At 76.2% G+C, this 20,945-nt stretch carries 7 protein-coding genes; all 7 read left to right on the top strand.

All coding sequences use genetic code 11. From position 1 onward, the window contains the following. The first annotated feature begins 68 nt into the window (after positions 1–68). The 7 genes from ABEB06_RS14170 to ABEB06_RS14140 all read left to right on the top strand — a co-directional run bounded on the left by ABEB06_RS14170 (position 69) and on the right by ABEB06_RS14140 (position 20,916). The gene (locus tag ABEB06_RS14170) at positions 69–1,133 is read left to right on the top strand and encodes a 3-oxoacyl-ACP synthase III family protein (RefSeq protein WP_345697220.1); all 1,065 of its coding nucleotides are present in this window, start codon (positions 69–71) and stop codon (positions 1,131–1,133) included. Then, the gene (locus ABEB06_RS14165) at positions 1,130–3,022 is read left to right on the top strand and encodes an HAD-IIIC family phosphatase (protein WP_345697219.1); all 1,893 of its coding nucleotides are present in this window, start codon (positions 1,130–1,132) and stop codon (positions 3,020–3,022) included. The genes ABEB06_RS14170 and ABEB06_RS14165 overlap by 4 nt, the downstream gene beginning before the upstream one ends. Beyond that, positions 3,012–3,254 carry an acyl carrier protein gene (locus tag ABEB06_RS14160; RefSeq protein WP_345697218.1) on the top strand — a complete coding sequence of 81 codons (243 nt, stop codon included), beginning with the start codon at positions 3,012–3,014 and terminating at the stop codon, positions 3,252–3,254. The genes ABEB06_RS14165 and ABEB06_RS14160 overlap by 11 nt, the downstream gene beginning before the upstream one ends. After that, positions 3,251–4,009 (top strand): 2-oxo acid dehydrogenase subunit E2, encoded by a 759-nt coding sequence (locus tag ABEB06_RS14155; RefSeq protein WP_345697217.1) that lies wholly within the window; start codon positions 3,251–3,253, stop codon positions 4,007–4,009. Before ABEB06_RS14160 ends, ABEB06_RS14155 begins: the two co-directional genes overlap by 4 nt. Beyond that, positions 4,006–5,256, top strand: coding sequence for an FAD-dependent monooxygenase (locus ABEB06_RS14150; RefSeq protein WP_345697216.1), 1,251 nt, complete (start codon positions 4,006–4,008; stop codon positions 5,254–5,256). The genes ABEB06_RS14155 and ABEB06_RS14150 overlap by 4 nt, the downstream gene beginning before the upstream one ends. A gap of 81 nt (positions 5,257–5,337) precedes the next feature. After that, positions 5,338–11,562, top strand: coding sequence for an SDR family NAD(P)-dependent oxidoreductase (locus tag ABEB06_RS14145; protein WP_345697215.1), 6,225 nt, complete (start codon positions 5,338–5,340; stop codon positions 11,560–11,562). Between the two features lie 42 nt (positions 11,563–11,604). Further along, the gene (locus ABEB06_RS14140; protein WP_345697214.1) at positions 11,605–20,916 is read left to right on the top strand and encodes an SDR family NAD(P)-dependent oxidoreductase; all 9,312 of its coding nucleotides are present in this window, start codon (positions 11,605–11,607) and stop codon (positions 20,914–20,916) included. The last annotated feature ends 29 nt before the right edge of the window (positions 20,917–20,945 follow it).

The raw sequence follows: 20,945 nt of genomic DNA, 5'->3' as shown, positions 1-20,945 counted from the left end.
GTGCCCCACAAGTGCCGGAACCTACGTTCGAGCACACTCCGACGGATCCCAGACAAGGACCTGATCCCTTGAGAATCATCGGCCTCAGCGAGGTGCTCCCGGGCGAACCGGTCACGAACCGGGACATGGCGGAGCGCTTCGGCCTGCACGAGAAGTGGCTCGACCGGATGACCGGCAACCGCGGCCGCCACTTCTGCGAACCCGACAGCCCCGAGGGCACTCCGAAGAACACCGGCGACCTGGCCACCGCGGCCGGCGAGCGCGCCCTCGCGGACGCCGGCGCCGACCCGTCCTCCATCGACTTCCTGATCCTCACCACCGGCTCGCCGGACCACCTGATGCCGGCCACGGTCAACCTGGTGGCGGACCGGCTGGGCCTGAACGACCTGCCGACCTTCCAGCTCAGCTCGGGCTGCGCGGGCGCGCTGCAGGGCCTGTACACGGCCCGCGCGATGCTGGCGGGCGGTCTGCGGCGCGGCCTGGTGATCGGCGCGGACAGCGTGGTCAAGCTGTGGCCGGCGGACCGCGCGGTGGGCCGGATCAGCCCGGCGGAGCTGGCCAACTTCGCGCTGTTCGGCGACGGCGCCGGCGCCGCCGTGGTGGACGCCGGGGACGGCCCGGGCCTGGCGGTCGAGCACCTCGTGCTGCGGGCCACCGGCAAGGGCCGGGAGCCCGCCCAGGTGGTGCGCTGGTACGGCGCGGACGGCGCGCCGATGGTCGAGGGACCGGGCGGCAGGATGGTCCGCGAGCCGATGGGCCAGGAGGACTACAAGGCGATCGAGGCGGGCGTCCCGGTCCTCGCCGACGCCGTGCTGCAGGAGCTGGCGGCGCTGACCGGCTGGCCGGTGGGCGAGGTGGAGCACATCCTCACCCCGCAGCTGAACGGCGTGATGACGGAGCGGATCCGCGAGCACCTGGGGGTCCGTCCGGAGCAGGCGGTCTCCTGCGTCGCGGACACCGGCAACAACGGCAACGCGCTGCCGTTCATCCAGCTCCACCGGGCGCTGCGGCGGATCGAGGCGCAGGGCCGGGCCGGCGACCGGGTGCTGGTCACCGCGATCGAGTCCTCCAAGTGGATCGTCTCCGGCCTGGCGCTGCGCTGGCTGCCGGCCGCCGGGGAGGTGGCGGCGTGACCGTCACCGCCACCACGCCGCTGGCCGAGCTGCGCGCCCTCAAGCGCGCCGGGCTCGGCGGGCAGGCGCCGCGCGTACGGGAGCTGCTGGCCGGGCTGCGGGCCGCCGGGGACCCGCTGGACCTGGAGGCGGCTGGCAGCCTGCTGGCCGGCCGGGCGACCCGGGAGCAGCTGGCCGCCTCCGGGGCGTTCACGGCCCGGCCGATCGCGCTGCTGGGCAGCTCCACCCTGGACGCGCTGCCGCCGCTGCTGACCGCGACGCTGGTCGCGGACGGGGTGCTGCCGGAGATCCGCTCGGCGGGCTTCAACCAGTGGCGGTTCGAGATCCTGGCCGGCGCGCCCACCCTGAAGGACCTCGGGCCGCAGGTCACCGCCCTGCTGCTGGACGAGACGGCGGTCTTCGACGGGGTCGCCGACCGGCTGGACCTGGCCGAGGTCGAGCGGCGCTGCGCCGCCCTGCCCGCCGAACTGGCCGGCTGGGCGCGGGCCTGCCGGGAGACCCTGGGCGGGCTGGTGGTGCTCGCCACCGTGCCGCTGACCCCGCTGACCCGGGACCGGCGGGTGGACTACCCGGGCAAGGCCCGGCTGGCCGCCGCCTGGCACCGGATGAACGCCGCGATCCTGGACCTGGCCGCGCCCGCCGACTCGGTGCTGGTGCTGGACCTGGACGGGGTCGCCGCGCACGGCCGGGGCGGCGCGGTCCGGGCCGGCGACCGGATGCGGCACGCCGCCGGGCAAGCGTACGCGCCGGAGTTCCTGGCCGCGTACGCCGAGGAGCTGGGCCGGGTGGTGAAGGCCGGGCTCGGCCGGGCCGCCAAGTGCCTGGTGCTGGACCTGGACCACACCCTCTGGGGCGGCGTGGTCGGCGACGACGGGGTGGCCGGGCTGCGGCTCGGCGGCGCGTACCCGGGCTCGGCGCACCGCGAACTGCAGGAGCTGGCCGCCGACCTGAAGCAGCAGGGCGTGATGCTGGCGGTCTGCTCGAAGAACGAGGAGGCGATCGCCCGGGAGGCGGTCGACACCCACCCCGAGATGGCGCTGCGGACCGGCGACTTCGTCGCCTTCAGCGCCGACTGGCAGCCCAAGCCCGGGAACGTGGCCGCGATGGCGGAGCGGCTGAACATCGGCGCGGACGCGATGGTGTTCGTCGACGACAACCCGGTCGAGCGCGGCCTGATGCGCGAACTGCTGCCGCAGGTCGCCACCGTGGAGCTGCCGGTCGACCCGGCCGGGTACGCGGCGGTGCTGGCGGCCCGGGGCGACTTCAACGTGCTGAGCCTCACCGAGGAGGACCGCACCCGTACCGAGCTGTACCGGGCGCGCGCCGCGCGGGCCGAACTCGCCGACGCGGCTGGATCGTTGGAGGACTACCTGGCCGGGCTGGAGTCCGAGCTGACGGTGCAGCCGCTGGACGGGCTGAACTCGGCCCGGATCGTCCAGCTCTTCGGCAAGACCAACCAGTTCAACCTGACCGGGCGCCGGTTCACGGCCGACGAGGTGGCGGGCGGCGGGCTGGACTTCTTCGCCGCCCGGCTCACCGACCGGTTCGGCGACAACGGGCTGATCGCCGCGCTCGCCCTCGGCCGGGACGCCGACGGCGCCCGGACGGTGGAGAACTTCGTGCTCAGCTGCCGGGTGTTCTCCCGCCAGGTGGAGACCGCGCTGCTCGCCCTGGTGCTGCGGGCCGCCGCCGCCGAGGGCGCGGGCGAGGTCCGCGCCCGGTACGTGGAGACCGCCAAGAACCGCCAGTTCGCCCGCTTCTACCCGGACCACGGCTTCGCCGCGGCGGGCGAGGAGCCCGGGGCGTACCGGCACACCCTGCGGGAGCTTCCCGAGCTCCCCCGATGGATCCGAATCAACGGGCAACAGGAGGCTTTCCGTGTCGTCTGACCAGGTGGTGAGAGAGGTCGTCGCCCAGCTGCTCGACCTCGACGAGGACGCCCTGTCGATGGACCAGCCGCTCGCCGACATCGCCGAGTGGGACTCGGTCAACGCCCTGCGGGTGCTGGTCTACCTGGAGCGCGAGCTCGGCGAGCCGGTCGACTACGACCGCTTCATGCGGGCCGAACTGCTCGCCGACCTGGCCGCGCTGGTCGAGGACGTCCGGGCGGCGGCGGGATGAACGCCGTCGTCACGCCCTTCCCGACCGCCCGGCGCGGCACCCTGACCTTCCTGCGCGACGCCCGGGCCACCGCCCACGTCCACCTGCTGACCGACGTCGACGCCACCGCGCTGAAGGCCGCCCGGACATCCAGCGGCGGCAAGCTCAGCTACGCCGCGTTCGTGGTCAAGGCGGCCGCCGAGGTGGTCGCCGACTGCCCGCCGGCCCGCTCGGTGCTGCTCGGCGGCCGCCGGCCGCGGCTGGCCACCGTGGACCAGGTCCACGCCAAGGTGCTCTTCGACAAGTCCCTGGACGGCACCCGCTGCGTGGCCTCCGGGGTCGTCCCGTCCGCCCAGGCGCTCACCGTCGAGGAGATCCAGACCGCGCTCGACACCTACAAGGACGCGGAGCTGGACGACCCCGAGGGGCCGTTCCGCAACCTGCTGCGGGTCGCCAGGCTTCCGCTGCCGGTGGCCTGGCTGGCGTACCGGGCGGCCACCCGCGACCCGGTGCGCCGCACCGGGCTGCAGGGAGTCTTCTCGGTCACCTCGGTCGGCCACGAGCCGGTCCGGGCCATCCTGCCGATGATCACCGGGGCGCTCGGCTACGGCGTCGGCCGGATCGCCGACGTCCCCGTCGCGGTCGACGGCGAGGTGCGGATCGCACCCCGGCTGACCCTCTCGCTCACCTTCGACCACCGCCTGCTGGACGGCGCGCTGGCCTCCGACCTCCTGGCCCGCACCAAGGACAGACTCGAACACGTGGAGCTCCCATGACCAGCACCAGCACGACCGACGTCCTGATCGTCGGCGGCGGCCCGGCCGGCGCCCTGCTCGGCGCGCTGCTCTCCCGCCGCGGCATCCGCACCGTCCTCGCCGAGAAGCAGACCGGACTGGAGCGCGACTTCCGCGGCGAGACCCTGGCCGCGCCGAGCGCGGTGGCGCTGCGGCAGCTGGGCTTCGGCCCGGCGCTGGAGCGGCACGGCTACCTGGAGACCACCGGCGTCACCATGCGGATGGAGGGCCGCCGGGTCTTCTCGCTGGACTACGGCCGCTTCCCGATCAACACCCTGCCGATCGACATCCCGCAGCCCGCGCTGATCGGCATCTTCCAGGAGGCCGCGCAGGCCGAGCCGGTCTTCGAGTACCTCTCCGGCACCACCTGCACCGGCCTGGTCGAGCAGGACGGCAAGGTGCTCGGCGCCACCTTCAAGCAGAAGGACGGCACCCGGCTGGAGATCCGCGCCCGGCTGGTGGTCGGCGCCGACGGCCGCTTCTCCAAGGTCCGCAAGGCCGCCGGGCTGGAGGCCCTGATCACCCCGATGGAGCGGGACTTCCTCTCCTTCAAGCTGCCCCGCCCGGCCGGCTGGGGCCGGCAGGCGGAACTGGTCGTCGACCGCGACAAGCACCTGGTGGTGCTGCCCACCTTCCCCGACTTCCTGCGGGTCGGGCACAACCTGCCCAAGCGCGGCCTCGGCGAACTGCGGTCCGCCGGCTTCGAGGCCTTCCGGGACGGCATCGCCGCGATCGACCCCCGGCTGCGCCCGCTGCTGGAGACCCACCTGACCTCCTGGGAGGACACCTCCTTCCTGGAGATCTTCACCGCCGAGCTGGACCGCTGGGCCAAGGACGGCCTGGTCCTGATCGGCGACGCCTCGCACACCGTCACCCCGATCCTCGGCCAGGGCGTCAACCTCGCCATCCAGGACGTGGTCTGCCTCGCCCCGGTGATCGCCCGCGCCCTCACCCGGACCGGCGCCACCGTGCCCGAGGCGGTCTTCGCCCGCTTCGTCACCGAACGCCGTTCCCACAAGCGGCAGGTGACCAAGTACCAGCGGATGCAGGAGGCGGCGCTGGCCCAGTCCGCGCCGCTCCCGGTCCGGCTCCGTCGGGCCCGGTTCCGCGCGCTGGACGCGCTGCCGGTCAAGTACCGGGTCTTCGGCCGGGTGATCAACGCCCCGCACCCCGTCGACCCGGCCGACCGGCGCACCGGCGCCGAGCACGTCGAGCCCGCCCGCGCCTGACCCCGCCCGTGCCCGGCCGTCCCCCCGAGCACGGCCGGGCGCCCGCCACGCTCCCATCACCGACCAGAGGTTGACACCACCATGTCCGAGCAGACCCGTGACCCCGAGCAGCCCATCGCCATCGTCGGCATGGCCGCCCGCCTCCCCGGAGCACCCGACGTGGACAGCTTCTGGCGAGTGCTGGTGGAGCGCGTCGACGCCATCCGCCCCGTCCCGCCGGAGCGCTGGGACGCGAGCGCCCAGCTGGACCCGGAGAAGTCCGTCCAGGCCGTCGGCGGCTTCCTGGAGGGCGTCGACCGGTTCGACCCGACCTTCTTCGGCATCTCCCCGCGCGAGGCCGAGGACATCGACCCGCAGCAGCGCCTGGTGATGCAGGCCGGCTGGCGCGCCCTGGAGGACGCCGGCACCCCCGCCGCCGCCCTGCGCGGCTCGCGGACCGGCGTGTACGTCGGCGCGTCCTGGCACGACTACGAGATCCTCCGCAAGGACCGCGGCGAGGGCGCCACCCAGCACAGCCTGGTCGGCAACGCGCTCGACGTGATCGCCGCCCGGCTCTCCTACTTCCTCAAGCTGCGCGGCCCCAGCCTCACCGTGGAGACCGGCTGCTCCTCCTCGCTGGTCGCCCTGCACCTCGCCGGGCAGGCACTGCGCCGCGGCGAGATCGACGGCGCGGTGGTGGCCGGCGTCAACCTGATCATGTCCCCGGACGTCTCGGTCGGCCTCACCCACTTCGGCGGCCTCTCCAAGGCCGGGCGCTGCCACGCCTTCGGCGCCGCCGCCGACGGCTTCGTGCGCGGTGAGGGCGTGATCGCGCTCTACCTGAAGACCGTCGAGCAGGCCGTGCGGGACGGCGACCGGATCCACGCCGTGATCGCCCGCACCGCCGTCAACAACGACGGCGGCGGCGACAGCCTGGTCACGCCGAACCCGGACGGCCAGATCGACCTGCTCCGGCAGGCGTACGGCGACGGCGCGATCCCGCTCGACAGGCTCTCGTACATCGAGGCGCACGGCACCGGCACCCTGCGCGGCGACCCGGTCGAGGCGCGCGGCATCGGCACCGTCCTCGGCCAGGCCCGCGACCGCGCCCTCGGCCCGCTCGGCGTCGGCTCCGCGAAGACCAACGTCGGCCACCTGGAGGCCGCCGCGGGCATGGCCGGCCTGGTCAAGGCGGTGCTCTCGCTCAAGCACCGGCTGGTCCCGCCGAGCCTGCACTCCGAGGAGCTCAACCCCGACATCCCGTTCGAGGAGCTCAACCTGCGGGTCGTCCGCGAGCCGCTGGAGCTGCCCGCCGAGGGCGAGCTCTACATGGGCGTCAACTCCTTCGGCTGGGGCGGCACCAACGCCCACGTGGTGCTGCGCAGCGCGCCGCCGGTCGAGCCGGCGGCGGACGAGGACGACGGCGCCCCGGTGCTGCTGCCGCTGACCGCCCAGCACCCCGAGGCGCTGCGCGCCCTGGCCGCCGAGCTGGCCGGGGCACTGCCCGCCGACCGGGCCGGGCTGCTGGCCGCGGCCGACACCCTGGGCACCCGCCGGGACGCCTTCCCGCTGCGCGCCGCCGTGGTCGGGGCGGATGCGCAGGAGCTCGCCGAGGGCCTGCGCGGCTACGCCGAGAACCCCGGGGCCGAGCTGCCCGGCGTGGTGACCGGCCGGGCCCGCACCCGCGGCAGGACCGCCTTCGTCTTCCCCGGCCAGGGCTCGCAGTGGGCCGGCATGGGCCGCGAACTGTACGGCCACGACCCGGTGTTCACCGCCACCGTGGACCGCTGCGGCGAGGCGCTGCGCCCGTGGTTCGGGTGGGACCTGGCGGCCCTGGTCTCCGGCGCCGCCGGCGACGAGTGGACCACCCGGATCGACATGCTGCAGCCGGTGCTCTGGGCGATGTCGCTGGGCCTCGCCGAGCGCTGGCGGGCCTCCGGCGTCACCCCCGACGTGGTGGTCGGCCACAGCCAGGGCGAGGTCACCGCCGCCACCTTCGCCGGCATCCTCTCGTACGAGGACGGCGCCAAGGTGATGGCCCGGCGCAGCGCCATCGCCCGCCGGACCTCCGGCAACGGCCGGATGCTCGCCGTCGACCTGGACGTCGAGGGCGCCCACCGGGCCCTGGAGGGCTTCGAGGAGCAGGTGTCGCTGGCCGTCAACAACGGCCCCTCCTCCTGCGTGCTCTCCGGCTACACCGACGCGGTGCTGATGCTCAAGGAGATCCTGGAGGCGGAGGGCACCTTCTGCCGCCTGGTCAACGTCGACTACGCCTCGCACAGCCCGCAGATGGACGAGCTGCGCGAGGACCTGCTGGCCGCCCTCGCCGACGTCGCCCCGCGCGCCGGGGAGATCGGCCTGATGTCCACCGTCCGGGTCGAACCGCTGACCGGGCCCGAGATGGACACTGCGTACTGGGTGGACAACCTGCGCCGCCCGGTGCTGTTCGCCGACGCGATGGGCCGGCTCTTCGACGAGGGCGTCACCCACGTGGTGGAGATCAGCCCGCACCCGATCCTCGCCCCCGCCGTCGAGCAGCTCGCCGCGCTGCGCGCCGAGCCGCCCGCGGTGCTCTCCACCCTGCGCCGCGAGCAGGGCAGCCGCACCGACCTGCAACTCGCCCTCGCCCGCGGCTTCGTGGCCGGCCTGGAGCCGTTCGTCCGCCGCTCGGCGGGGGAGTTCGCCGCCGTACCCGGCTACCCGTGGCAGGAGGAGAGCTACTGGGTCGCCCCCGGCCGTGCCCGCACCGGCGGACAGCGCGGACTCGAGGTCGAACTCACCCCCGGCGCCTTCGAACAGGACAGCTGGCAGGGCGCGCTGGAGATCTCCACCGCCGACCTGCCGTGGCTCGCCGACCACAAGGTGGACGAGGCCGTGGTGCTGCCCGGCGCCGCGATGGCCGCGCTCGCCCTCTCCACCGCGTACGCCCGCACCGGCGCCGTCCCGGGCACCGTCGCCCCGCTCGTCTTCCACCGCGACCTCACCCTCGGCGCCGACGGGGCCGCCCGGCTCGCCGTGCTCTGGCGCGACGACATCACCGAGGGCGGCAGCTTCACCCTGCTCTCGCTGCCCGCCGGCACCACCGGCTGGACCGAGCACGCCACCGCCCGGCTCCACCAGCGCCGCGCGGACCAGGTCGCCGCCCCGGCCTTCCCGGCCGCGCTCGCCGAGGACGAGCCGCTCTCCGCCGAGGACTTCTACGCCGCCTGCGCGGCCCGCGGCCTCCACTACGGCCCCTCCTTCCAGGGCCTGGACGGCGTGCACGTCACCGACGACGCCGCGCTCGGCCGGGTCCGGCTGCCCGAGCGCTGCCGGGCCGGCGCCCGCCCGCACACCCTGCACCCGGCGCTGCTGGACGCCGCCCTCCAGGTCTCGCTGACCCTGGAGGACGACGGCCACACCGTCGTCCCGGTCTCCGTCGACGCGATCCACCTGCTGCAGGACCTCGCCGAGCCGGTGGCCGAGGTCTGGTCGTACGCCGTCCGCCGGGAGACCGGGCTCGTCGACCTCCACCTGTACGACGCCGAGCGGCAGCCGCTCGCCGTCCTCGCCGGACTGCGCCTGCAGCGCCTGGAGAGCGGCCCCGCCGAGGTCTCCGACGCCGAACGGCTGCACCGGCTGCGCTTCCGCCCGCAGGAGCGCGCCGCCGACACCGAGGCCGGCGAGGGCCCGTGGCTGGTGGCCACCGCCGCCGACGACCCGGCCGCCGACCGGCTCGCCGAGGCGCTGGGCGCCGGCGCGGTGCTCGGCGCCGCCGACCGGGACGAGGCCGCGCTCACCGCGGCGCTGCGCGCCGTCGCGCCCGCCGAACTGGTCTTCGCCGCCCCCGCCACCGCCGCCGGCCTGCCCGCCCAGCGGGCCGGCCTGCTCGCCCTGACCGCGCTGGTCCGGGCCGCCACCGCGATGGCCACCCCGCCCCGGCTCACCGTCCTCACCCAGGACGCCCAGGCCGTCGCCCCGGGCGACCACCCCGACCCCGGCGCCGCCCTGTACTGGGGCTTCACCCGGGTGCTGCGCCGCGAACACCCCGAACTGCGGCCCGCCCTGCTGGACGTCGCCGCCGGGCAGCTCGCCGCGGCCGCCGCCGAGCTGGGCTTCGACGAGGGCGAGGACCAGGCCGCGCTGCGCGACGGCGTCCGGTACGTCGGCCGGCTGGTCCGCGGCGAGGACGAGGACGAGGACCGTGCCGCGCCCGCCTGGCGCACCCCCGAGCAGCCCTTCCGGCTGGTGCCCGAGAAGCCCGGTTTCTGGGACGGCCTCGCCTTCAAGCCGCTCACCCGCCGAGCCCCGGCGCCCGGCCACGTCGAGGTGCGGGTCAGTGCCGCCGCGCTCAACTTCATCGACGTGATGAAGGCGATGGGCACCTACCCCGACTCCTCGGCCGGCGCCGACCTGCTCGGCGGCGAGTGCGCCGGCACCGTCACCGCCGTCGGCGAGGGCGTCACCGGCGTCGCGGTCGGCGACCGGGTGGTGGCCTGCGTCTTCGGCTCGATCGCCTCGTACGTCACCGTGCGGGCCGAGCACACCCAGCCGGTGCCCGCCCACCTCACCGACGCGGCCGCCGCCGCGCTGCCGCTGGTGCTGGCCACCGCCTGGTACGCGCTGGACGGCCTGGCCGGGCTGGAGCAGGGCGAGAGCGTCCTGATCCACTCCGCCACCGGCGGACTCGGCCTGGCCGCCGTCCGGATCGCCCAGGCCCGCGGCGCCCGGGTGATCGCCACCGCCGGCAGCGCGTCCAAGCGCGCCTACCTGCGCGGCCTCGGCATCGCCGACGTCTTCGACTCGCGGGACCTGGACTGGGCGTCGCGGACCCTGGCGGCCACCGGCGGGCGCGGCGTGGACGTGGTGCTCAACTCGCTGACCGGCGCGGCGATCCCGCTCGGCCTGGAGGTGCTGGCCGAGGACGGCCGGTTCGTCGAGGTCGGCAAGAAGGACATCTACGCCGAGCGCTCGATCAGCCTGGGCGCCTTCCGCAAGGGCATCACCGTCGCCGCCGTCGACCTGGCCGGCCTGATGGACCGCCGCCCCGCCCGCTTCGCCAAGCTGTTCGCCGAGGTCTGGGACCTGGTCGCGGCCGAGGAGATCGAAGAACTCCCGGTCAACGCCTACCCGTTCACCGAGGCGGCGGAGGCGCTGCGGGAGATGTCGCGCGGCAGCCACATCGGCAAGTTCGTGCTCCGCGACCCGGCCACCGTCACCGCCGTCGCCCCCGAGCCGCTGCCCGGCGGCCGGTTCCGCGCCGACGGCACCTACCTGCTCAGCGGCGGCCTCGGCGCACTCGGCCTCTCGCTCGCCGAACACCTCGCCGCGAACGGCGCCGGGGCGCTCGCCCTGCTCGGCCGCTCCGCGCCGTCCGAGGACGCCGAGAAGCGGATCGCCGCCCTGCGCGAGCACGGCACGCTGGTCGAGGTGGTGGCGGCGGACGTCGCCGACGCCTCCTCGCTGGACGCCGCACTGGCCCGGGTGCGGAGCGAACTCCCGCCGCTGCGCGGCGTGTTCCACGCCGCCGGTCTGCTCGACGACGCCACCGTGCTCAACCTGCGCCCCGAGCAGCTGGAGCGCGTCCTCGCCCCGAAGGTCGACGGCGCCCGCAACCTGGACGCCGCCACCGACGGCGACCCGCTCGACCTGTTCGTGCTGTTCTCCTCGGCCGCCGCGCTGATCGGCAACGCCGGCCAGGCCGCGTACGCCGCGGGCAACGCCTACCTCGACGCCCTCGCCGAACAGCGGCGCCGGCGCGGACTGCCCGCGCTCAGCGTCCAGTGGGGCCCGTTCGAGGAGATCGGCCTCGCCGCGCAGGACGCCAACCGCGGCGCCCGGCTCGCCGAACGCGGCATGGGCGGCTTCACCGCCGACGAGGCCTGGGCCGCCCTCGGCCGGCTGCTGAGGCGCGGCGGCGAGCAGGTCGTCGGGTACGTCCCGCTCAACCTGCGCCAGTGGTTCGATGCCTACCCCGACACCGCCGCCCTGCGCAGCTGGCAGGTGCTCCGGGAGGCCTCCCGGCAGGGCGGCGGCGCCACCGGCGGCGGCGAGTTCCGCAGCGCGCTGCTGGCCGCGGCCGAGGGCGAGCGCCCCGCGCTCGCCGAGCAGAAGGTCCGCGAACTGGCCGGCCGCGTGCTGCGGCTGGACCCGGCCGCGATCGACCGGGAGACCCCGTTCAAGGCGCTCGGCCTGGACTCGCTGATGGGTCTGGAACTGCGCAACCGCCTGGAGGCCGCGTTCGGCCTCAAGCTCTCGCCCACCCTGCTGTGGACGTACGGGAGTTCGCGCGCCCTCGCCGAGGTGCTGTGCGACCGGCTGGCGGAGGAGCCGGCCACCACCGCCTGAGCCCCGGCCACCCACTAGCTCACGAGGACTGTGAGAACACCCATGGAACCCAGCAAGACCACCGCGACACCACTCACCCGGGCGATGGAGACCATCAAGCAGCTGCGCGCCCAGCTGGACGCCGCCGGAGACCGCCGGCCGCTCGCCGTCGTCGGCGCCGGCCTGCGCCTTCCCGGCGGGATCACCGACCTCGACGGCTACTGGCGCGCCCTGCGCGACGGACGCGACCTGGTCCGCGCCCGGCCGCAGCAGCGGCTCGCGCCGTTCGCCGCCGAATGGGCCGAACTGCCCAACCAGGGAAGCTTCCTGGATGAGGTGCTCGACTTCGACGCCGACTTCTTCGGGATCAGCCCGCGCGAGGCCCGGGCCGTCGACCCGCAGCACCGGCTGCTCCTCGAAGTCGCCTGGGAGGCACTGGAGGACGCCGCCCTGCCCCCCGCGCGGCTCGGCGACGCCAAGGTCGGCGTCTGGGTCGGCATCACCGGCGGCCAGGACTACCGCGACTGGCAGACCGGCGACCTGGACGCCTACTGGGCCACCGGCAACGGGCACAGCTTCGCGGCCGGCCGGATCTCGTACTGCCTCGGCCTGACCGGGCCGGCGGTGGCCGTCGACACGGCCTGCTCGTCCTCGCTCGTCGCCCTGCACCAGGCCGGACAGGCACTGCGCCGCGGCGAGGTCGACGTGGCGCTCGCGGGCGGCGTCAACCTGGTGCTCTCGCCGGGCTCCACCCGGATCATCGAGCAGACCCGGTCGCTGTCGCCCGACGGACGGTGCAAGGCCTTCGACGCGCGGGCCAACGGCTTCGTCCGGGGCGAGGGCTGCGGGATCGTCGTGCTGAAGCGGCTGGACCGGGCGCTGGCCGACGGCGACCGGATCCACGGCGTGGTGGCGGGATCGGCCCTCAACCAGGACGGCCGGTCCTCCGGCTTCACCGCGCCGAACGTGCTCGCGCAGACCGCCCTGCTGGAGGCCGCCCTGGCCGACGCCGGACTGACCGCCGCCGACATCGGCCTCGTCGAGGCGCACGGCACCGGCACCTCGCTCGGCGACCCCATCGAGATGGACGCCATCCTCGACGCCCTCGGACGGAAGAACGGCGGACGCCCGCTGCACGTCGGGTCCGTGAAAGCCAACCTCGGCCACCTGGAAGGCGCTTCGGGCGTCGCGGGCGTGCTGAAGGCACTGCTGTGCGTCAAGCACGGCGAGGTGCCGCCGCTGGTGCACTTCCGGACCCTCAACCCGCGGATCGACCTCGACGGGACGGCGGTCACGCTGTCCCGCGAGGTCGCGGACTGGGGGAGCGGCGGACAGTACGCGGGTGTGAGCTCGTTCGGCATGATCGGGACCAACGCGCACGTGATCGTCGGGCCGGCGGAGGCCGCCGCCGCGGTCGTGGCGGCGGAGGTGCGGGGCTTCGACCTGTCCGCCCGGACCGAGTCGGCGCTGCGCGAACTCGCCGGCGAACTGGCGGCAGTCGCGGTGGGGCTCGGCGAGGACGAGTACCCGGCGTTCGCGTACACGGCCGGCGAAGGGCGGACCCGGCACGAGGTGGCCGTCCGGATCGTCGCGGCGACCGCGGCGGAAGCGGCGGACGCGCTGCGGGCCGTCGCCGAGGGCCGCGAGCACGCGGCGGTCGGCGCGGCCGACGGCGAGGGCTTCGGGCCGCTGCCGCGCCGGGTGATCGACCTGCCGCACTACCCGTGGCAGCGGGCCCGGCACGCGCCGGAGGGCTGCGACGCCGCAACCGCCTCCGGCGGGGCGGCGGGCGGTTCCGGGGGGACGGGCGCGGGTCTCGCCTCCGGCGGGGGTTCGGCCTCCGGCCGGGGGGCGGGTGGCTCTGTCAGCGCGGGTGCGGATGCGGCCTCCGGCCGGTCGGGTGCGGGCATCGGCCTGGCCTCCGGTGGGGGTTCGGCCTCCGGCTGGGGGGCGGGTGGCTCTGTCGGCGCGGGTGCGGGCATCGGCCTGGCCTCCGGTGGGGGTTCGGCCTCCGGCTGGGGGGCGGGTGGCTCTGTCGGCGCGGGTGCGGGCATCGGCCTGGCCTCCGGTGGGGGTTCGGCCTCCGGCTGGGGGGCGGGTGGCTCTGTCGGCGCGGGTGCGGGCACCGGCCTGGCCTCCGGCGGGGGTGCGGCGGCCCGGTCGGGTGTCGGCGCGGGTACCGCTTTCGACGGGGCCTCGGCCTCCGAGCGGGGGGCGGCCGGGTCGGTGCCGCTGTACGAGGTGGGCTGGGAGCGGGTCGCCGAGCCGGGCGCGGCGGGTGCCGCGGGCACGGTGGTGCTGGCGGGCGACGACGTCCAGGTGCTGGCGTTGCTGGCCACGCAGTGGCAGGCGCTGGGGCACCGGGGTGTGCTGCTGGGCGCCGAGCTGCCGAGCCTCGCGGGGCTGCCCGGGCTGCCGGGTTGGGAGAGCGCCGGGCTGCCGGTCGGCGACGCGGCGTGGGGCGACTTCTGGGCGGCGCGGCCCGAGCAGGGCCCGTTCACGCTGCTGCTGGCGCCGCGGGCGACGCCGCTGCCGGAGCGGCCGGAGGGCGCGGACCCGGCTGCGGACGGTGCGCGGCTGCTGGCGGAGGTGACCGTCGCGGTGCGGGCGCTGGCCGCGTCCGGGCGGGACGGCCGGGCCTTCGCGCTGACCCGGGCGGTTCGGCGGGTGTCCGACACCGACCCGGTGGTGGCGGCCGACCACGGGCTGCTGCACGGGTTGCTGCCGGTGCTGGGCCTGGAGTACCCGTCGCACTGGGGCGGCGTGATCGACCTGCCGGCCGGCCCGGCCGAGGCGGACGCCCGGACGGCGCTGGCGCTGGCGGCGGCCGGCACGGCGCCGGGCGGTGCGCGGGTCGAGGACCTGCTGGCCGTGCGGGCCGGGGCGGCGTTCGGAGCGCGGCTGCGGGCGGTCGACGGGTGGCGGCCGGAGCTCCCGGTCGACCCGGACGCCGGGTACCTGATCACCGGCGGGGCCGGTGGCGTGGGCCGGGCGGTCGCCGAGGACCTGGTGCGGCGCGGCGCGCGCCACCTGCTGCTGGTGGGCCGTACGCCGTTGGAGCGGCTGCCGCAGGCGACCGCCGACTGGCTGGCCTCGCTGGCCGCGGGCGGTGTGACCGCGCTCTACCGGTCCGCCGACTGCGACCGCTACGAGGAGCTGGCGGCGGCGCTGTCCGCCTCCGGGCTGCCCGCTCTGCGCGGTGTGGTGCACGCGGCGGGCACGCTGCCGCTGGGCCCGCTGGCGGAGGCGGACGCGGAGGCGTTCGCGCAGGGCCTGCGCGGCAAGTTCTCCGGCGCGTGGTGGCTGCACCTGCTGACCGAGGGCCTCGACCTGGACTTCTTCCTCACCACCTCGTCCGCGTCCGCGCTGTGGGGCGCGGACGGCCGGGGCGCGTACGCCGCCGCGAACGGCGGGCTGGACGCGCTGGCGGCGTACCGGGTGGCGGCGGGGCGGCCGGCGTCGGCGGTGGCGTTCGGCGCGTGGGCGCTGGACGGCATGGCGGACGAGGACGGCCGTCGGACGCTGGCCCGGATGGGCCTGGCGGACCTGGACGGGACGACCGGCTGCTCGGTGCTGACGGCGGCGACGCCGGGCGGCTCCGGGCAGGTGCTGGCGTGTCCGGTGGAGTGGCCGCGCTTCCTGGAGGTGATGGAGGCGTCCCGGGCGCGGGCGCTGTTCGCCGAGGTCGCGGCGGAAGACGCCGCCGGGGCGCAGCTCCCGGCGCTGCGCGAGGAGTTGCTGGCGCTGCCCGAGCAGGCCCGGGCCGCTGCCGCGGCCGTGCACGTGGGCCGGACGCTGGCGGCCGTGCTGGGCCACGCCGAGGGGCACACCGTCCCGCCCGGCACCGGGTTCTACAACCTGGGCCTGGACTCGATCATGGCGGTCGACCTGGCCCGTGACCTGTCGCTGGCGTTCGCCGTCGACCTGAAGGTCGCCGATGTCTTCAACTACCCGACGGTGGAACAGCTTTCCGCGCTGGTCGCGGCCAGGGTGGCGGACGCTCCGGCAGCGGCGCCGGCACGCACCGCCGGTGCCGGCGCGCGAGCCGGACGGCCCGTGACGACCGCTGCCGAGGCGGACGCCGGGGCCACCGCGGTCCCGCAGGGGTACGGCAGCGAGCCGGTCGCGATCGTCGGCATGGCGGGTCGCTTCCCCGGCGCGGACTCGGTGGAGGAGCTGTGGCAGCTGCTCGCCGAGGGCCGGGACGCGGTCGGCCCGGTGCCGGCGGACCGCTGGGACGGTGCGGCGCTGCACTCGGCGGACCCGCTGTCGACCGGGACGGTCTCCACCGACCAGGGCGGCTTCCTGTCCGACCTGGCCCGGTTCGACGCGGCGTTCTTCGGCGTGCCGGCCCGGGAGGCGGAGAGCCTGGACCCGCAGCACCGGCTGCTGCTGGAGGCGGCGTGGCACGCGCTGGAGGACGCGGGCAGCGACCCGCGCGCCGTGCGCGGATCGCGGACCGGCGTGTTCGTCGGCATCAGCAACTCCGACTACGCCCGGCTGCTGGAGCGCGGCGGACTCCGCGACCTGGACGCGTACTTCGGCACCGGGACGGCGCTGAACGCGGCCGCCGGGCGGCTGGCGTACACGCTCGGCGCGAACGGCCCGGCGCTGGCCGTGGACACCGCGTGCTCGTCCTCGCTGGTCGCGCTGCACCTGGCGGTGCGTTCGCTGCGCAGCGGCGAGAGCGACCGGGCGCTGGCCGGCGGGGTGAACGTGATCGCCTCGCCGGAGTGCTCGGTGGCGGTCAGCCGGGCGCACATGCTCTCGCCGGACGGTCGCTGCAAGACCTTCTCCGCCGAGGCGAACGGCTTCGTCCGGGCCGAGGGGGTGGGGGTGCTGGTGCTCAAGCGGCTCTCCGACGCCCGCCGGGACGGCGACCGGGTGCTGGCCGTGGTGCACGGCACGGCGGTCAACCAGGACGGCGCGTCCTCCGGCCTGACGGTGCCCAGCGGGCGCGCCCAGGAGGCGGTCATCCGGGACGCGCTGGCCGACGCCGAGCTGCCCGGCTCGGCGATCTCCTACCTGGAGGCGCACGGGACCGGCACCTCGCTCGGCGACCCGATCGAACTGGCCGCCGCCTGGGCCGCGCTGGGCCCGGACCGGCGTCCGGGCGAGCCGCTGCACGTGGGCTCGGTGAAGAGCAACATCGGCCACTGCGAGTCGGCCTCCGGCATCGCCGGCGTGATCAAGACGGTGCTGGCGCTGCGCCACCGCCGCCTGCCCGCCAGCCTGCACGCGGAGAACCTCAACCCGCACGTGCCGTGGGACGAGATGAACGTCCGGGTGGTCGACGCGCTCACCCCCTGGCGCACCGGCGACCGGCCGCGCCTGGCGGGCGTGTCCAGCTTCGGTTTCAGCGGCACCAACGCCCAGGTGATCCTGGGCGAGGCGCCGGAGACCGCCGAGCGGCCGGCCGCCGAGGGCCCGTACCTGCTGCCGCTCTCCGCCCCCGACGGGGCCGGCCTCGCCCGGCTCGCCGAGCGGTGGACCGAGCGGCTGGCGGAGGCCGGGGACGAGGAGCTGCCGGGCCTGGCCGCCACGGCGGGCGCGGGCCGCGCGCACTTCCCGGTCCGCCGCGCCCTGCTCGGCTCCACGGCCGCCGAGCTGCGCGCCCAACTCGCCGACCTGACCGTGCCGGGGGCGCAGGACGCGCCGAGGATCGCCTTCCTGTTCTCCGGCATGGGCAGCCAGTACTTCGGGATGGGCCGGGAGCTGTACGAGAGCGAGCCGGTGTTCCGGGACGCGATCGACACCGCCGACCGGACCCTCGCCCCGCTGCTCGGCACCTCGCTGCTGGACCTGATGTTCCACGGCTCCGACGAGTCGCTGATCGACCAGACCCGGTTCGTCCAGCCGACCGTCATCGCCCTGGAGCTGGCGCTGGTCGCGCTCTGGGAGTCGTGGGGCGTCCGGGCCGCCGCGGTGACCGGCCACAGCGTCGGCGAGATCGCCGCGGCGATCCACGCCGGGGTGCTGGACCTGGAGGCGGGCCTGACCCTGGTCGCCCACCGGGCCCGGCTGATGCACTCCACCGAGACCGGCGCGATGCTCTCGCTGGCCGCGCCGTTGGAGAGGGTCACCGGCTGGCTGGCCGGCTCCGACTGCGACCTGGCGGCCGTCAACGGGCCGAAGTCCGTGGTGGTGGCGGGCCGTCCGGAGGCGGTCGAGCGGATCGCCGCGCAGGCCCGCGCCGAGGGCGTGGTGGCCCGGCGGCTGACCGTCTCCACCGCCGCGCACTCCCGCCTGATGGGCCCGGTGATCGCCGAGTTCTCCGGCATCGCCGAGGGGCTGGCGTACGGCCGGCCGCGGATCCCGGTGATCTCCAACCTCACCGGGCGGCTCGCGACCCCGGCCGACCTGGACGCCGCGTACTGGGCCCGGCACATCCGGCAGCCCGTGCTGTTCCACCAGGGCATGGCCGAGCTCGCCGAGCTCGGCGTCGACCTGGTGCTGGAGGTCGGCCCCGGCCGCACCCTGGCCAACCTGATCTCGGCCGCCGGGCTGCTGCCCGCCCGGGGCGGCGCGGCCTCGCTGGTGCGCGGCGCCGGGGACCGCTCCCGGATGCTCGCCGCCGCCGCCCACCTCTACCGCAACGGTCAGGACCTGGACTGGGCGAAGGTCCAGGCCGGCGCGGAGCGCACCGGGGCTCCCCGCTACCCGTTCGCCGACACCCGGTACTGGACCGCGGTCGAGCCCGCCGCCCCGGCGGCCCGACCGGCGGCCCGGCGCCACTGGGGCGACGAGCTGCGCTCGCCCGCCCTGCCCGGCCGGGTGTTCTCCTTCGAGCGCTCCGCCGAGTTCCCGCCGTACCTGACCGACCACCGGATCGACGGCATCGTGCTCACCCCGGCCTCCTCGCACCTGGCCACCCTGCTCTCGGCCGTCGCCGGGGACGGATCGCCGCTGGCGGTGGAGGACTTCATCTGCCCGCGCGGCCTGGTGATCAAGGACGGCGAGCAGTACGAGGTGCAGCTCGGCCTCGGCACCGGGACGGACCCCGCGCAGCTCACCGTGCACAGCCTGGTCGACCCCGAGCGCGGCGCGTGGACGCACCACCTGTCCGCCCGGACGGCCGACCCGTCCGCCGGCGCGCCCCGTCCGGCGGTGGACCGGCAGGCGTTCGTCGAGCGGGCCGAACGGCACATCGGCGGCGAGGAGTTCTACGCCTACTTCCGCGAGCTCGGCTACACCCTCGGCCCGTCCTTCCGCTGGATCGCCGACATCTGGCTGGACGGCGAGGAGGCGCTGGTCCGCTACACCACCCCGCCGGTGGCCGGGGACGACCTGGGCAACTACCAGCTGCACCCGGGTCTGATCGACTCGGTGTTCCAGTCCATCGCCGGCTTCATGGTGGACGGCACGGCGGTCAAGGCGCCCAGCGTGGCCATCCCGTTCGCCGCCGCCCGGCTCGCCTTCCCGGGCCGGCCGGTCGCGGGGGAGGAGCTGTGGGGCCACGTCCGGGTGCTGCAGGCCGCGCCGCTGGACCGGGGGCGGCTCCAGGTGGAGACCGCCGACCTGCACCTGTTCACCGCGCGCGGCGAGGACCTGATGGTCGCCGACGGATTCCGGGTCCGCAACGCTCCGCTCACCACGCTGCGGCAGTCGCTGCGGCGCGGCGTGCCGCACGCCTACGAGCTGGGCTGGATCCCGCAACCCGGCGGCCCGGCCGCGGCGCCGACCGGCGCCCGCGCGCTGCGGGTGCTGGGCGCGGCCGCGCTGACCGCCGAGCTCCGCGCGGCCGGTCACGAAACCGACGCCGAGCTGCCCGAGTTGGTCGTCGACGCCCGGTTCGCCGAGCTGCCCGACGAGGTGGACGCGGCCGCCGCCGAGCGCGCCGCGCAGGAGCTGGCCGAGGCGCTGCGCACCGCGCCCGCCGACGTCCCGTACGCCGTGCCGGTGGACGGGCGCCCGGCGGCGGCACCGCTGCGCGCCGCGCTGTGGGGCCTGCTGGCCGCCCTGGAGACCGAGCAGCCGGAGCGCACGCTGCTGCGGATCACCCTGGGCGCCGGGCACCGGCCCGGGCAGCTGGCCACCGCCCTCGCGGCGATCGCGGCGGACGGCCCGGCCGACACCCGGATCACCCTGGACGCCGAAGGCACCACCGTGGCCCGGCTGCTGACCACCGGCGACCTGCCGGCCGAGGACGGCTTCACCGGCGGCGCGCTGGTCACCGGCGGGCTCGGCGCGCTCGGCCTGAGCGTCGCCGAGCACCTCGCCGGGCAGGGCGCGGCGGCGATCACCCTGGTCGGCCGGTCCGCGCCGGACGGGGCCGCGCAGGCGGTGATCGACCGGCTGACCGCCGGGGGCGTCCGCGTCCAGGCGGTGGCCGCGGACGTCACCGACCCGGCGGACTGCGCCCGCGCGGTCGCCGAGGCCGAGCGGCTCGCCCCGCTGACCGGCGTGTTCCACCTGGCCGGCGCCACCGCCGACCGGGCCTTCGACCGGCTCACCCCGGAGGACTTCCACCGGGTGTTCGCCGCGAAGGCGGGCGGCGCCGACGCCCTGGCGGCCGCCGTCCGGGGCAGGGAGCTGACCACCTTCGTGCTGTTCTCCTCGGCCGCCGCCACCCTGGGCTCGGCCGGACAGGCCAACTACGGTGCCGCCAACGGCTACCTGGACGGCCTGGCCGAGCGGCTGCGGTCCGAGGGGGTGCCCGCCACGGCGGTCGCCTGGGGCCCGTGGGTGCCCACCGCGAAGGGCGGCATGGCCGACTCGGCGGCGCTGGCCCGGGCCGCCGGCAAGCTCGGCGTCCGCCCGCTGGACGACACCGCCGCGCTGCCGCTGCTCGCCCTGGCGATGACCGCCGAACGCCCCCACCTGCTCGCCGTGGACGCCGACTTCGGACGGTACGCCGAGCGGCTGGCCGGACACCCGGCGGGCGGCCTGTACGCGGGCGTGGCCGGTGCGACGGCCACCGGGGCCGCGCCGCAGCCCGCCGCCGAGGGGCGCCCGCGCGGCTGGCTGCGCGAGGAGCTGGCCCACCTCGACGCGGACGACCGCGAGGAGCGCGTCCGCGAGGTGGTCCGGAAGCTGGCGGGCGACACCGTCGGCGACCACTCCGCCGTCCGGGACGACCTCGGCTTCGAGGACATCGGCCTGGACTCGATCATGGCGATCGACCTGAGCGCCCTGGTCGCCCACGCGGCCGGCGCCGACCTGCCCGCCACCGTCTCGATCGACTACCCGACCGTCGCCGAGATGGCCCGCCACCTGACCGGGCTGATCGCCCCGGCCGAAGCGGCCCCCTCCCGGCCGGCCGCCGGCACGCCCGACCTGCCCGACACCGACCGCACCACCGACGAGGACGCGGACGAGCTCTCCGACGACGAGCTCATCGCCGCCGTACGGCGCGACCTGGCCATGGAACTGTGAGGTTGAGCTGGAGACCATGGATACCGACT

This window comes from Kitasatospora terrestris (assembly GCF_039542905.1).
Classification (GTDB): domain Bacteria; phylum Actinomycetota; class Actinomycetes; order Streptomycetales; family Streptomycetaceae; genus Kitasatospora; species Kitasatospora terrestris.
This window is presented reverse-complemented; position numbering and strand designations above follow the sequence as displayed.

What these genes read in the sequence shown, in the direction of transcription:
- ABEB06_RS14155 (WP_345697217.1), top strand. Translation starts at nt 3,251, where the DNA reads ATGAACGCCGTCGTCACGCCCTTCCCGACCGCCCGGCGCGGCACCCTG.
- ABEB06_RS14150 (WP_345697216.1), top strand. Translation starts at nt 4,006, where the DNA reads ATGACCAGCACCAGCACGACCGACGTCCTGATCGTCGGCGGCGGCCCG.
- ABEB06_RS14145 (WP_345697215.1), top strand. Translation starts at nt 5,338, where the DNA reads ATGTCCGAGCAGACCCGTGACCCCGAGCAGCCCATCGCCATCGTCGGC.
- ABEB06_RS14140 (WP_345697214.1), top strand. Translation starts at nt 11,605, where the DNA reads ATGGAACCCAGCAAGACCACCGCGACACCACTCACCCGGGCGATGGAG.